The organism is Pseudomonas sp. R84, assembly GCF_009834515.1.
GTDB lineage: Bacteria > Pseudomonadota > Gammaproteobacteria > Pseudomonadales > Pseudomonadaceae > Aquipseudomonas.
Genome location: NZ_CP019426.1, coordinates 6,558,639 through 6,573,030 on the forward strand (window position 1 = coordinate 6,558,639; position 14,392 = coordinate 6,573,030).

The window sequence follows — 14,392 nt, forward strand, 5'->3', positions numbered from 1 at the left end:
AGCTGTCGAGTGAAACGAGGCTGCGATCTTTTGATCTTTTTTCAGGATCAAGATCAAAAGATCGCAGCGTGCCGCAGCTCCTACAGGGGGGCGGCGGGTTTACGGGCGATGATCACCTGGCTTTTCGCAACCACCGCATCCAGCGCCTGTTTGATCTGCGCGCCACGCGGCGAGTCCAGCACCGCTTGCCAGGTGTCGGCCCAGTGATTGAGCAACGGATGATCCGGGTTGCTGAAGTCGACCTTGGCTTCCCAGAACAGCAACATCCACATCGACCAGTAAAAACCGTACTGGCTGTGGCTGATGACCTCCAGCCCGGCTTCACTGACCATCGCCTTGAACTGTTCTTCGCTGATGATGCGAATGTGGTTGGGCTTCTGGAAATACTCGGCCGCGGCGATGTCTTTTTGCAGGTCTTCGGAGCTTGGGTGCGGCACGCTCAGCAGGTACAGGGCCCCCGGCTTGCCGACGCGTACCAGTTCGGCAAGGAACTGCGCCGGGTCGTCGACGTGCTCGATGACTTCCGTCGAGACCACACGCGTGGCCGTGCCGTCGGCAATCGGCAGTGGATTGCAGTCGGTGACGTGGCATTCGATGTCCCGCGCTGGCGTATCGCTGAGACGCTGACGGGTCGCTTCGACCTTCGCTCCGTCGATATCGGCAATGATGATCTTCGCCCCACGCATGCCACAGAAGTGCACATTGCCGCCATCACCGCAGCCGACGTCGAGCAAGGTGTCGGCGGCGGTCACCGGAAAGCCTTTGAACAGCTCGCCGGTTTCCTGGTTGAACCAGCCACTGAGCATCGCATCGTGCAGGCCGAGCATGTACGGATCGGTCTTCTCGGCGACCGCCACGACAGGCTGCGCGGCGACCGGAGCAGGCGTGCCCGCCGTGAGTTTCTTCAAAAGGCTCAGCATGAGGTAGCTCCAGAGGATGGGATGGCGGTTCGAGACGTGCCGAGGCGTTTGACCAGCGCAGCGCCACGGTTGCGCATCGGCATTTCGATAAGGCGATAATTCAGTTCGCTGAGCAGCACGATCAGGCCGAACGCCAGCAGCAGTGTGACGATCGGATGCCCGGCGGGGCTGGGCAAACCGGCGCTCTGCAAACGGAAGATCAGTTCACGTACCAGTTGATAGGCCGGAATGTGGATCAGGTACATACCGTAGGAGCGACTGCCGACCCACGCCAGCACACGCTGCACAGCACCGGCAGGCATCAGGTAGTCGCGGTTGTACGAAGCGATCCACACAAGCAAGGCGCCGAGTACGGCAATCGAGCCGATGCGGTAAGGAGCAAAGGTGAAACGGTCAGTGGCCATGAAGCTCAACAGTGATCCGATGGCGATCAACGCCGAAATTCCGGCCCACGGTCGACGCAGGAAGGTCGGCTGCCAGCGTTGATAACCCGGCTGCGCGCTCCACATCGCCAACAGCACGCCGAGGGCCAGCGCGTCTGTACGCACGACCATCAGCAACGGTGTGCGCACGGTCAGAATCTGCACCGCCACCAGCGCCAGCAATGCCCAGACCAGACGCCGGCGAAACAGCAGAATCAACAGCGGGAACAGCAGATAAAACTGCTCCTCCAGCGCCAGGCTCCAATATACGAAACTGCTGCCGTATTCGTAATGAAAGAAGCTGTCGGCAAAACGAAAGTTCGCGTACTGCAGCACCCCGGCCAGCGTCGCTTGCAAGTTGGCGCTCAGCGTGCCGAACGCCCCGGAGCGATTGAGAAACACGCAGGCCAGCAGCATCAGCGCCAGCCACAACCAGGCCGACGGCAACAAGCGAAACGCCCGGCGCAGCCAGAAATTTCGGGTCTCCTGCCAGTATTCCTGCCGCGTCGTACAGCCTTGCAGCGTCGGGATCAGGCTACGGGCGATGACAAAACCGGAGATCGCAAAGAACAGATCGACGCCCCACCACGGCTGCGCCCAGCCATGAATCTTCTCCAGCAACGGCACCGGGTCGGTGAACAGGCTGCCCTGCATGTGGTGGAACAACACGCCCAACACGGCAATCGCGCGCAGGACTTCAATGTCCATGATCCGTTTGCTGGTCATGCTTCAGGGGCTTCCATGGCCACTGCGCGTTGTTCGAACAATTGCGCGAGGAACACCTGTAAGCGTTGTTCGGCCACGGCCTGACTGCAGAAACCTTGCAGACTGCTGACGGCTTGCGCCGACATCTGTGCGTAACGCGCCGGGTGGTTTTTCGCCACGTCGTAACTGGCCTTGTAGGCTTCACACAACGACGCCCAGTTGGTTACGTAACGCAAGGTGCGAAAGGCTCGACGCGGGTCGTGCGGCCAGGCGGTGAGTTCATCCGTGGACTCGATCAGAAAGGCGTTGTCGGCGCTCAGGTAATCGATCATCGCCGTGGTGCGCGGTGCCACCGCCGGTTTGCCGCAGGACATGAATTCCATCAGCGGCAAGCACTGGCCTTCGCCATACGAGGTGTTGACTACATAACGGGTGGCCTGCACCAGACGCTCGTAATCCGGGTCGGCGAGATAGCCGTAGATCAACACGATACGGCAACGGTAGGACTGGTTTTTATACAGGTGATGGAGGATGTCGCTGAGCGCTTCTTCGGCATCGTGATGGGTCAGTTTGAGGACCAGCGTGGCGTCTTCGACGTCGCGGAAACTGACACAGAAGGCGCTGAGCATGTCTTCCCAATTCTTGCGCCCGTCGCCGGGATTGAACACCGAGGTGTACACCACGCCGTCGAGCAACAGCCCTTGCTCGGTGACCGGCGCAGTGAAATCGATGCCCTCACCACTGCGCAGATGCGCTGGGCCAAAGGCATTCAAGTCGAGCTTGCGACTGTCCGCCACCAGCCCTTTGATAGTCAGGCGCAGCGGCCCCGTCGAGGTTTGCCCCTGCAACTGCGCGCCACGGGCCGCAAAGCGATCCCACACCGGTGCCGGCACCGCAACGATCGGGTAGTCATCCGTCATCGCTTCGCGCACGGCGTTGACCGTGTAATTGGAATGGGTGATCGCTGCGCCACAGGCTGCCAGCACCGTGCGCCAGTCGTTGCGCGGTTCACCGGCAAACGGCTCGTTGGGGATGGTGCTGAATTCCCACGCAAACACCGGCAACGTCGGACACGCCAGGTGCACCGGGGTGCGATGCGGCGGCGAGAACGACAGAAATACACACGGCTCGCCACGGCTCAGGCATTCCAGGTACAGCGCATCGACCTCGGCTTGCGGATCGAGCACTTCCACCACCCGCCCGAGCCGTTCGAGCACCGGACGGTACTCCTTGAGCACGAAGTAATAGCTGTACTCCGAACGCCCGAGGTTCTGCGCGATGGTGTGCTGGTTGGTTTCCGAATGAATGATGATCAGCATGAGGCGTTATCCGTCACGGGCGCGACATCGGCAGCATCGGAGGCCAGCGCGAAAAAGTCCGCCATGCGTTTTTGCACCGGGGCGAACGCGCAGTAATCGTGCATGCGTTCGATGGCGGCCGCCGACATCTGCTGATAATCCAGTGGCTGGGTCTTGGCCATCCGATAGCTGTTTTCGTAGGCGTGTTTCAGCGAGCCCCAGTCCGGGCGATAGCGCAAAGTACGGTAGATGATGCGCGTGTCCTGCGGCCAGATCGTCAGCTCTTCGCTGGACTTGATCACGAATGCCACCGCGTCATCGATGTAGTCTTCCATCGCCGTGTGATCGGGGGCGATCACCGGTGTGCCGCTGGACATGAACTCCATGAGCGGCAGGCACAGGCCTTCACAGCGCGAGGCGTTCACGTAGAAACTTGCGGCCTGATACAGCCTGGCGTACTGCGTGTCGTCGAGATAACCGTGCATCACCACCACCCGGCAGGCGAACGGCGTGAGTTGCGCAAGCAATGTCATCAACTCGCTGTAATAGGAAGCCAGATCGTTCTGGGTAATCTTCAACACAAGCGTCGCGTCGGACGTTTCGCGAAACGCCCAACAGAATGCGGTGATCAGTTGATGCCAGTTCTTGCGGCCATCCCTGGGGTTGAACACGGTGACATAAACCACACCGTCGACCGTGGTTTCGACCACCGAAGTGGTGTCCGGCAAGTTCAGCGTCACCGGTTCGACGACGGGGACCGGCAGCGGCCCACACACCGCCGGCAAGCGTTGTTCGAGCCAGCCGTGCAGCGTATCTGGCACCAGATCGCGAATGCCTTCCCAATACCAGTTGTAGAGAAACTTCACCCGTGGCACCGGTTCTGCCTGCTCGTGTCCCAGATCCAGCACCCATAGACGCAGGTAATGCCGGGCAATGACGAAGCGGCGTTGGAGGGTCAGCGGTGGCGGACGCGCGGCTTCGATTTCGGCCGCCAGCGCGGCTTCTTCTTCCGGCGTGATCGGTGTCGGGATCAGTGCATCGGCGCAGAGGCCGAGGGTGCGAGTATCGAAAATGCAGCCCTTGATCGCCAGCGTGGTGCCTGGATTGACTGGCGCACCCAGTGTCTGCTGACGGATCGCCGCGAAGTTTTCCCACAGCGGCGTGGGCAATACCAGCACAGGGAAGTCTTCGCCCATGGCACGACGAATGGCTCGAGCGGTGTGGCTCGACAGCGTGATAACCCGCCCATGGCGAGCGAGCATCTGCGTCCAGTCCTGACGCGGGTCGTTGTCCCACTGTTCGTCAGGAATCGAGTCGAACTCCCAGGCCACCACACACACCGTCGGGCATTCGAGGTCGACCGGGGTTTTCTGCGGCGGAGTGAACGACAGGAACAGGCTGTCTTCGCCAGCGGCGAGCAGTTGTCGATACAGCGGATCGACGTCGGCGGTGGACGCGACCACGTGCACGCGCCCAAGGCTTTCCAGCACCGGGCGATAGGCCTTGAGCACGAAGTAATAACTGTATTCCGGACGGCCGAGACTCTGGCCGATGGAACTGTCATTGACGTCCGAGTAAAGAATGAAATTCATGGCATCCCACGATGAAGGCGCCATCCCGGTACCTTCATGCTATGACGGCCGTGCGCTGGATCGAGTCGGCATGGCAGGCCCTCGTCCTTCGTCATCGGGTACGTCTTCGTTCTTGTTTTAGTGGTCGGTTTCACCCTGCGTCGCGGTTCTCGAATCAAAGCTCGGGATTTGGCGACGAAGGGCATTCTAAACACATCCGTCAGGTATTCGTGAACCGCCCGGCGAGAATAAATCCGCTACGCTGACGAGAACTGACCAGTCACGGTATGGCCAGTTGAAATTGCTCGGCAATTGGCACAGATTGACAGCAAATAACTACAACAACGTTTTCGCCTGTCGTCTTAGCGGTTTTTTCCAACCGGTCTGACAGACCCTTCTCTAAAGCCTGTAGGAAGTGCTGCGAAAACCAAGACCAAGGGGTCGCTGTTTGAAAAAGCGTCTGTTCGTCACGGGTCTCAGTGGATTCGTTGGACAACATATTCAGTCACGTTTGGCCTCGCCTGACTCTGCGTGGGAACTGCTGCCTGCAGCTTCACGTTACGACCTGACGGCTCCAGACAGCCTTGTCGACCTGTGGCCGCAAATGCCTGACGCGGTCATTCATCTGGCCGGCCAGACGTTCGTCCCCGAAGCCTTCCGCGACCCGGCACGGACCTTCGACATCAATCTGCTCGGCACCCTCAATCTGTTGCAGGCTCTCAAGGCCCGTGGTTTTCAGGGCACCTTCCTGTACGTCAGCTCCGGCGACGTTTACGGCCAGGTCAGCGAAAGCGATCTGCCGATCACCGAACAACAAGCGCCCTGCCCGCGCAATCCGTATGCGGTGAGCAAACTCTCGGCCGAGTTTCTCAGCCTGCAATGGGGTTTGAGTGAGGACTGGCCGGTGCTCGTCGCGCGGCCGTTCAACCACATCGGCGCAGGACAGAAAGAAGGTTTCGTCATCGCCAGTGCCGCCCGTCAGATCAATCGCATCAAACAGGGCCTGCAAGCCCCGCAACTGGAAGTCGGCGATATCGACGTAACGCGGGATTTCCTCGATGTCGGCGATGTGATTTCGGCCTATTTCGCGCTGCTGGAGAAAGGTGTACCGGGACAGGTTTACAACATCTGCTCAGGGCGGGAGCAGAGCATCCGCAGTCTGATTGAACAACTGGCCGATCTGGCCGAAGCGCCAGTGCAACTGGTTCAAGATCCGGCACGCATGCGCCGCGCCGACCAGCGCCGCGTTTGCGGCAGTCATACCAAGCTGAGCCGGATCACCGGATGGACGCCTGAAATCACAACACAACAATCCCTGCGGGCGATCCTGTCCGACTGGGAGAAGCGAGTAAAACAAGAATGACTAAAAGTGCACTGATCACAGGGATTACTGGCCAGGACGGCGCATATCTGGCCAAACTGTTGCTCGACAAGGGCTACAAGGTTCATGGCCTGGTAGCACGACGCAGCAGCGATTCGCGCTGGCGCCTGCGCGAGATGGGTGTCGAAGCCGACATCGTTTATCTCGATGGCGACATGGCCGATGCCTGCTCGGTGCAGCGTGCGGTCATCAAGTCGGCGCCGGACGAGGTATATAACCTCGCCGCGCAAAGCTTTGTCGCCGCCTCGTGGGATCAACCGGTGACCACCGGCATCGTCGACGGCCTGGGCGTTACCCATCTGCTCGAGGCGATCCGTCAATTCAGCCCGCACACCCGCTTCTATCAGGCTTCGACCAGTGAAATGTTCGGTCTGATCCAGGCTGAGCAGCAGGACGAAAACACACCCTTCTACCCCCGCAGCCCTTACGGTGTGGCCAAGCTGTACGGCCACTGGATCACCGTCAACTACCGCGAAAGCTTCAACCTGCACGCCAGCAGCGGCATTCTCTTCAACCATGAATCGCCACTGCGCGGCATCGAGTTCGTCACCCGCAAGGTCACCGACGCCGCCGCACGCATCAAACAAGGCAAACAGCAGGAGCTGGCCTTGGGCAACATCGACGCCAAACGTGATTGGGGGTTTGCCGGTGATTACGTCGAAGCCATGTGGCTGATGTTGCAACAAGACAAGCCTGACGATTTTGTGGTCGCCACCGGCATCACCACCACCGTACGGGAAATGTGCCGCATCGCCTTCGATCACGTCGGCCTCAACTACCGCGATTACGTGAAGATCGACCCCGCGTTCTTCCGCCCGGCCGAAGTCGAAGTGCTGCTCGGCAATCCGGCCAAGGCTCAGCGCGTGCTGGGCTGGAAGCCGAAAACCGACCTGGATACCTTGATCCGCATGATGATGGATGCGGACATGAAACGCGTCGCCAAGGAGTAGGCCATGCTGATCCCCGTGATTCTGTCCGGCGGTGCCGGCACCCGTTTGTGGCCGGTGTCCCGCGAGGGCCATCCCAAGCCGTTCATGACCCTGCCCGACGGCCAGTCGCTGCTGGGCAAGACCTACCAGCGTGCCGCCGCATTGCTGGACGGCTGGGGTGACATCGTCACGGTGACCAACCGCGAGTACTACTTCCAGAGCAAGGATCACTATTGCGCCGCCCACGTGTCGCGCCATCGCGGGCACTTCCTGCTGGAGCCGACCGGGCGCAACACGGCGCCGGCCATTGCTGCTGCCGCGTTGTCGCTGCAAGCACTGCATGGTGATAACGCGATCATGGTGGTGATGCCCGCCGACCATTTGATCGTCAATCAGGACGCGCTGAAAACGGCGGTCGAGCACGCGGTCAATCTGGCCAAAGACGGCTATCTGGTGACCTTCGGCGTGATCCCGACGGCGGCGGAAACCGGCTTCGGCTACATTGAGACCGGTGCCCCACTGGATGCCAAAGGTGCGGCGAAAGTGCAGCGTTTCGTCGAGAAACCCGACCTGCAAACCGCCACGCATTATCTGGAGAGCGGCAACTTCCTGTGGAACTCAGGCATGTTCTGCTTCACCACCGCCACGGTGATTGCCGAGCTGCAATTGCACGCGCCCGAACTGCTCGAGCAGACTCGCGCCTGCATGGCCGCCAGCGCGCCGATTGAAACCGTCGGTTGCCTGCAGCAAGAACTGTCGCCGGCGCTGTTCGCGGAAATCACCGACATTTCCATCGATTACGCACTGATGGAGCGCTCGGAAAAAGTCGTTGTCGTGCCCGCAGGCTTCGACTGGAGTGACATCGGTTCGTGGGGCGCCGTCGCGGCATTGGTGCCGGCCGACGCAGACAACAACCGCGCCAGCGGCGAAGCGATTTTCATCGACAGCCACAACAACTTCGTCCAGAGCGAAGGTCGTCTGGTGGCGACGGTGGGTGTGGATAACTTGATCATCGTCGACACCGCCGACGCGGTGTTGGTGGCCCATGCCGACCGTGCGCAAGACGTACGCCGCGTGGCCAAGCAACTCAAGGACAAATCCCACGAAGCCTATCGGTTGCATCGTACCGTCAGCCGCCCGTGGGGTACTTACACGGTTCTCGAAGAAGGTCCGCGCTTCAAGATCAAGCGCATCGTGGTCAAGCCTGGCGGCAAGTTGTCGCTGCAAATGCACCATCACCGCAACGAACACTGGGTGGTGGTCGAAGGCATGGCCAAGGTCACCAACAATGGCAGCGGTACAACGCTGGTAGCCAAGAACGAATCGACCTTCATCGCCGCCGGCCACAAGCATCGCCTGGAAAACCCCGGGGTGATCGACCTGGTCATCATCGAAGTGCAAAGCGGCGAATACCTGGGAGAGGACGACATCGTTCGCTTCGAAGACCAATACGGCAGGACGGTTTAAATGCTGCTTTCCCTGTTCCGCTCGTTGCATGGCTACCGGGGTTTCATCCTCGGCAGCGTGCAGCGAGAGTTTCAAGCCCGGTACCGCAATTCGTTGTTCGGCGCGCTGTGGCCGATCTTCAATCCACTGTCGATGATCGTCGTTTACACCGTGATCTTTTCCCACATCATGCGCGCCCGTTTACCCGGCGTGGATGACAGCATGGCCTACAGCGTCTACCTCTGCGCCGGGCTGCTGGCGTGGGGACTGTTTTCCGAAATTACCCTGCGCAGCCAGAACATGTTTCTGGAAAACGCCAACCTGCTGAAGAAAATCAGCTTCCCGCGCATCTGCCTGCCGGTGATAGTGCTGTGCAACGCCGGGATCAACTTCGCGATCATCATCAGCCTGTTTCTCGGCTTTCTGCTGATCACCGGACGCTGGCCGGGCATGGCCTTGTTGGCGCTGATTCCATTGATCGCCCTGCAAATGATGTTCTGCGCCGGACTGGGCATGGTCCTCGGCGTATTGAACGTGTTCTTCCGTGATGTCGGTCAGCTGTTCGGCATCTGCCTGCAATTCTGGTTTTGGCTGACGCCGATCGTTTACCCGATCACGATCCTGCCGGAATGGGTACAGCGCCTGCTGCAACTCAACCCGCTGACCAATCTGTTCAGCAGTTATCAAAACCTGTTTCTCTACGGTCAGTGGCCGGTCTGGAGCTCGCTGCTGCCGATCTTCGTCACGGGTGTGCTGTTTTGTCTGATCGGTCTGCGGCTGTTTCGCCAGCGCGTCGGCGAAATGGTGGATGAACTCTGATGGGGCATATTCGCGTCACCGGCCTGAGCAAGGCCTACAAACAATACCCTAACCGCTGGAGCCGACTGGCCGAGTGGCTGCTCCCGTTTTCGCCGATCCGCCACCGCCAGCACTGGGTGCTGCAAGACGTCGAATTCGAAATCGCCCCCGGTGAAGCGGTGGGCATCGTCGGCGCCAACGGCGCGGGCAAAAGCACTTTGCTGAAGATGATCACCGGCACCACCCAACCCACCACCGGCACAATCGAACTGCAAGGCCGCGTGGCCGCGCTGCTGGAGCTGGGCATGGGTTTCCACCCGGATTTCACCGGTCGCCAGAACGCCATCATGGCCGGCCAGTTGCTGGGCATGCAGCTCGAAGAAATCGAGGCACTGATACCCGACATCGAGCATTTCGCCGAGATCGGCGACGCCATCGACCAGCCGGTACGCACTTACTCCAGCGGCATGCAGATGCGCCTGGCGTTCAGCGTCGCCACGGCGCGACGCCCGGACATCCTTATCGTCGACGAGGCACTGTCGGTGGGCGACGCCTACTTCCAGCACAAAAGCTTCGAACGCATCCGCAGTTTCCGCAAATCCGGCACCACGCTGCTGATCGTGTCCCACGACCGTTCGGCCATTCAATCGATCTGCGATTCGGCGATTCTGCTCAAGGATGGCCGCATGGCCATGTACGGCAAACCCGAACCCGTGCTCGATTATTACAACGCGCTGATGGCCGAACGCGAGGGCCAGATCGTCCGTCAGGAAATGCTCGCCGGCGGCGAAGTGCAAACCGTCTCCGGTACCGGCGAAGCAGCGATTCTCGGCGTGCGCCTGCTCGATGAAAACGATCGCAGCATCGACGCTGCCGAAGTCGGTCAAGCGGTGGTGCTCGAAGTGAAAGTTGAAGTGCGCAAGGACATCGAACGGCTGGTACTGGGTTTTATCCTCAAGGATCGTCTGGGCCAGATGATGTACGGCATCAACACCCACCGCCTCGACAAGGCGCTGACCGACCTGCACGCCGGCGAGCGTTTCACCTATCGCTTCGCTTTCGTCATGGGGTTGGGCAAAGGCAATTATTCCGTATCGCTGAGCCTGTCGCGCCTGGACTCTCACCTCGATCGCAATTTCGAATGGCGCGACTACGGGCTGGTGTTCCACGTGATCAACAATCGGCAGGAAGATTTTGTCGGCTGCTCATGGCTGGGTGCCAAGACCACCATCTCGCGCGACACCGAAGTCCGGCCTGTCGAGCGCTTGCCATGACCCGCTTGCTCGTCGAATGCACCCATGTGTTCAAACACCCGACCATCAACTCGGGGATTCAGCGTGTGGTGCGCAACGTCATCAAGCAACTGCCCGCCAGCGCCGCAGGTGTGGAGTGCATGCCGGTGGTGGTACTCAATGGCGAACTCTACCGCGTGCTGCAACTGGCATCGCTCGATACGCCTTTTTTCAACAGGCTGGAAACCTTCGGAGGACGCCTGGAGCGCCTCGCTCATCGCTTCTGGCAGTGGCATCAGCGTCGTGATGCGCAACTCACCTCGAAACTGGCGCGACGGATTTTGTATGTCGGCTACCGGCTGACAATCTTCGGCGCGTTCGGCCTGCCGATCCGCCTGATCCGACAGATCAACCGCACGCAACTGCTCAAACGTTGCTCCCCCCTGCAACATCGGCCGGGCGATCAACTGGTGTTGCTGGATTCATCCTGGCACTCGGATTTGTTCGCCCACGTCGAGCGACTCAAACGCGACGGCGTCGGCATGATCGCGGTGATCTACGACTTGATCCCTCTGACTCATCCGCAGTTTTACGACACGCGTCTGGTCGAGGTTTTCAGCGAGTGGTTCGACTGGATCACCCGCACGGCCGACGGCTACATGGCTATCTCCGCCACGGTGCGCGATCAGGTGCGTGAAGAATTGCAGCGCAGAATCGGTGCCGAACAAACCGACCAGCGCTGGTTCGATTTCTTTCACTTGGGTTCCGAACTGGATCTGCATACCGACCATGCGACGGTCGATCCGCGCCTGAAGCAATTGTTCACGACAACAGACCCGGTTTACCTGATGGTCAGCACCATCGAACCACGCAAGAACCATGCGTATCTGCTCGATGCCTTCGAACGCGCCTGGATCACAGGCTCGACCGCACGGCTGTGCATCGCCGGGCGGGTCGGCTGGAAATGCGATGCCCTCCTCGCCCGGGTGCGCAATCATCCAGAGCTGAATCAGCGTCTGTTCATGTTTAACGACCTCAGTGACACCAGCCTTGAACACGCCTACGCCCACGCCAGTGCACTGGTGTTTCCTTCGTTCGTCGAAGGCTTCGGCTTGCCCTTGGTGGAAGCCATGCAGCGTGGCTTGCCGGCGATGGGTAGTGACATTGCGGTGTTTCGCGAAATCGGAGGCGAGTTCATGGCGTATTTCGATTTGCAGGATCCGCAAAGCCTTGCCGACTTGATCAACGGCTTCCAGTGCAGCGGCCAGTTCCCTGCCGCCCGCGATGTTGCTGATTGGCAGTGGATCGGCTGGCGCGAAGCCAGTCAGCAACTGGCCGAACGCAGTGTGCGTAATGTTCTGCAAGCGCCGGCGGCGCCAGCGAGGCAGCATGCGCATAGCGCTTAACGCACGCATTCTCCAGGCACCGCGCACCGGCATCGGCCATTACGTTGCCGAACTGGTCAACGCCTTGCGCAGCGAACCCGAGATTGACGTGACCTTGTTCCACGGGTGGGGCTGGAGCTCGGCGCTGCCGGAAGCGGCCATGCCCGGTTACTCGCGCCTGACGCCGCTGCTGCGACAGATTCCCGGGGCTTATCAGGCGCGCCGCTGGCTGGAGCAGAAACGCTTCGATCAGGGGCGCGCGCAAGGTATCGACCTCTATCACGAACCGAGCCTGTGGCCGCTGGCCTTCGACGGCCCGACCGTGATCACCCTGCATGACCTGACCCACCTGCATTTCCCTGAGACCCAGCCCCCGGCGCGGCTCAAGGAAATCGAACGTCGATTGGCCGTGGGTGTGCAGCAAGCCCAAGTGATTCTCACCGACTCGCAAGCCATCGCCGAGGAAGCTCAAGCCTATTTCAGCCTGCCTGCCGAGCGTTTCGTCGTTGCACCACTGGGCATCGCCGAGCGCTTTCATCCGCGCGAGGCGAGCACCATTGATGCGGTGCTCAAGGCGCATGCGGTGGCGGCGCGGGAATATTTTCTATGCGTGGGCACGCTGGAGCCGCGCAAGAACCTTGGCCTGGCCCTGCGCGCCCATGCCCTGTTACCCGAAGCCGTGCGCCAGCGTTATCCGCTGCTGATCGTCGGCATGGCCGGCTGGGAGCGCGAGCAGTTCAGTGAACCTTTGCGTCAGGCGCTGGCCAGCGGGCATGTGTGCCTGCTCGGCTATCTGCCCGATGAACAGGTCGCGCAATTGCTGGCCGGTGCCCGCGCACTGATTTTTCCATCGCTGTACGAAGGGTTTGGTCTGCCGGTACTGGAGGCCATGGCCAGTGGCACCCCGGTGGTGCTCACGCATTCTTCGGCGATGCCGGAAGTCGCCGGTGCAGCGGGCAACTATATTGAAGCTGACGATGCAGAAGGCCTGCGTGATGCGCTGAGCCGACTGATCGACGATCAAGCGCATTGGCAGGCATGCCAAGAAGCCGGGTTACAGCAGTCACGGCTTTTTTCCTGGGAGCGTTGTGCACAGGCCACCGCCAGTGCCTACCGCCAGGCCATGGGAGGTTGAATGCGAGTTCTTCATTTTTTCAAGACGTACCTGCCTGACTCGGTCGGCGGCATTGAGCAAGTGATCTTCCAACTGTGCGAGAGCGGCGCCCAGCACGGTATCGACGGCCAGGTGCTGACCCTCAGTGCTGACCCGACACCGCCCGTGGTGAAATTGGGCCAGCACGAAGTGCACCGCGCCAAACTCGACATCCAGTTCGCCTCCACGGGTTTTTCCTGGAGCGTGTTCAAACAGTTTCGCGAACTGGCGGCCGAGGCCGACGTGGTCAATTACCACTTCCCGTGGCCGTTCATGGACCTGGTGCATTTCGCCAGTGCGATGAATAAACCGAGTGTGGTGACTTATCACTCGGACATCATTCGCCAGAAGCACCTGCTCAAACTCTATCGCCCGTTGATGAACCGCTTCCTCGCCAGCGCCGACCGCATTGTTGCCGCTTCGCCGAACTACCTGCACACCAGCGATGTGCTGCAACAGTTCCAGAACAAGACCCGAGTAATTCCCTACGGTTTGAACAAGGCTGGTTATCCACAGGCGGATGCAGAGCGGATGAATCGCTGGCGCCAGCAGGTTGGGGATAAGTTTTTTCTGTTTGTCGGGGTGATGCGTTACTACAAGGGCCTGCACATTCTGCTCGAGGCGCTGAAAGACGTGGATTATCCCGTCGTCATTGTCGGTGCCGGGCCATTGGAACTGGAACTGCACGCTCAAGCGCAAGCGCTGGGCCTGCGCAATATTCATTTCCTCGGACGCTTGGGTGACGAGGACAAAGTCGCGCTGCTGCAACTGAGCTACGCGATTGTTTTCCCGTCACACCTGCGCTCGGAAGCTTTCGGCATCTCGCTGCTGGAAGGTGCGATGTACGGCAAACCGATGATTTCCAGCGAGATCGGCACTGGCACCAGCTACATCAATATTCACAACGAAACCGGGCTGGTGGTCCCGCCCAGTCATCCACAGGCGTTTCGCGAGGCGATGCGCACGCTCTGGGAAGACCCGGTGCGCGCCGCTGCCATGGGGGTGAAAGCCGAAGCGCGTTACCGGCAGTTATTCACAGCCGATGAAATGGGCCGCAAATGGACAGAGCTGTATCAGGAATTGCTGGAAGAGAAATCGCTGTCCTACGCCTGAGCGTGGGTTGAATACCGATCCCCTGTAGGAGCTGCCGAA

At 60.2% G+C, this 14,392-nt stretch carries 12 protein-coding genes; 8 read left to right on the forward strand and 4 right to left on the reverse strand.

The window, feature by feature from the left end; all coding sequences use genetic code 11:
* Positions 1-80: 80 nt before the first annotated feature.
* Genes PspR84_RS29240 through PspR84_RS29255 form a run of 4 tightly spaced genes read right to left on the reverse strand, consistent with a single transcriptional unit; the run spans position 81 to position 4,937 of the window.
* Positions 81-920 carry a class I SAM-dependent methyltransferase gene (locus PspR84_RS29240; RefSeq protein ID WP_160060010.1) on the reverse strand — a complete coding sequence of 280 codons (840 nt, stop codon included), beginning with the start codon at positions 918-920 and terminating at the stop codon, positions 81-83.
* Positions 914-2,068 carry an acyltransferase gene (locus PspR84_RS29245; RefSeq protein WP_160060011.1) on the reverse strand — a complete coding sequence of 385 codons (1,155 nt, stop codon included), beginning with the start codon at positions 2,066-2,068 and terminating at the stop codon, positions 914-916. The genes PspR84_RS29240 and PspR84_RS29245 overlap by 7 nt, the downstream gene beginning before the upstream one ends.
* Entirely contained in the window at positions 2,065-3,366 is a 1,302-nt protein-coding gene (locus PspR84_RS29250) for a glycosyltransferase (RefSeq protein WP_160060012.1), read from the reverse strand. The genes PspR84_RS29245 and PspR84_RS29250 overlap by 4 nt, the downstream gene beginning before the upstream one ends.
* A complete protein-coding gene (locus PspR84_RS29255) occupies positions 3,360-4,937 on the reverse strand; it encodes a glycosyltransferase (RefSeq protein ID WP_238785186.1) in 1,578 nt (525 codons plus the stop codon). The genes PspR84_RS29250 and PspR84_RS29255 overlap by 7 nt, the downstream gene beginning before the upstream one ends.
* Before the next feature lie 427 nt (positions 4,938-5,364).
* On the opposite strand from PspR84_RS29255, the gene PspR84_RS29260 reads away from it, so the two are divergent.
* The 8 genes from PspR84_RS29260 to PspR84_RS29295 are packed head-to-tail and all read left to right on the forward strand — an operon-like array spanning position 5,365 to position 14,353.
* Positions 5,365-6,279, forward strand: a complete 915-nt coding sequence (locus tag PspR84_RS29260) for a GDP-mannose 4,6-dehydratase (RefSeq protein ID WP_160060014.1) — start codon at positions 5,365-5,367, stop codon at positions 6,277-6,279.
* Positions 6,276-7,247 (forward strand): GDP-mannose 4,6-dehydratase, encoded by a 972-nt coding sequence (gene gmd / locus PspR84_RS29265; RefSeq protein WP_160060015.1) that lies wholly within the window; start codon positions 6,276-6,278, stop codon positions 7,245-7,247. The genes PspR84_RS29260 and gmd overlap by 4 nt, the downstream gene beginning before the upstream one ends.
* A gap of 3 nt (positions 7,248-7,250) precedes the next feature.
* A complete protein-coding gene (locus PspR84_RS29270; protein WP_160060016.1) occupies positions 7,251-8,693 on the forward strand; it encodes a mannose-1-phosphate guanylyltransferase/mannose-6-phosphate isomerase in 1,443 nt (480 codons plus the stop codon).
* Entirely contained in the window at positions 8,694-9,491 is a 798-nt protein-coding gene (locus tag PspR84_RS29275) for an ABC transporter permease (RefSeq protein WP_123454862.1), read from the forward strand.
* A complete protein-coding gene (locus PspR84_RS29280) occupies positions 9,491-10,744 on the forward strand; it encodes an ABC transporter ATP-binding protein (protein ID WP_160060017.1) in 1,254 nt (417 codons plus the stop codon). Before PspR84_RS29275 ends, PspR84_RS29280 begins: the two co-directional genes overlap by 1 nt.
* Positions 10,741-12,108 carry a glycosyltransferase family 1 protein gene (locus tag PspR84_RS29285; RefSeq protein ID WP_160060018.1) on the forward strand — a complete coding sequence of 456 codons (1,368 nt, stop codon included), beginning with the start codon at positions 10,741-10,743 and terminating at the stop codon, positions 12,106-12,108. Before PspR84_RS29280 ends, PspR84_RS29285 begins: the two co-directional genes overlap by 4 nt.
* Positions 12,092-13,222 carry a glycosyltransferase family 1 protein gene (locus tag PspR84_RS29290; protein ID WP_160060019.1) on the forward strand — a complete coding sequence of 377 codons (1,131 nt, stop codon included), beginning with the start codon at positions 12,092-12,094 and terminating at the stop codon, positions 13,220-13,222. Before PspR84_RS29285 ends, PspR84_RS29290 begins: the two co-directional genes overlap by 17 nt.
* Positions 13,223-14,353, forward strand: a complete 1,131-nt coding sequence (locus PspR84_RS29295; protein WP_160060020.1) for a glycosyltransferase family 4 protein — start codon at positions 13,223-13,225, stop codon at positions 14,351-14,353.
* The last annotated feature ends 39 nt before the right edge of the window (positions 14,354-14,392 follow it).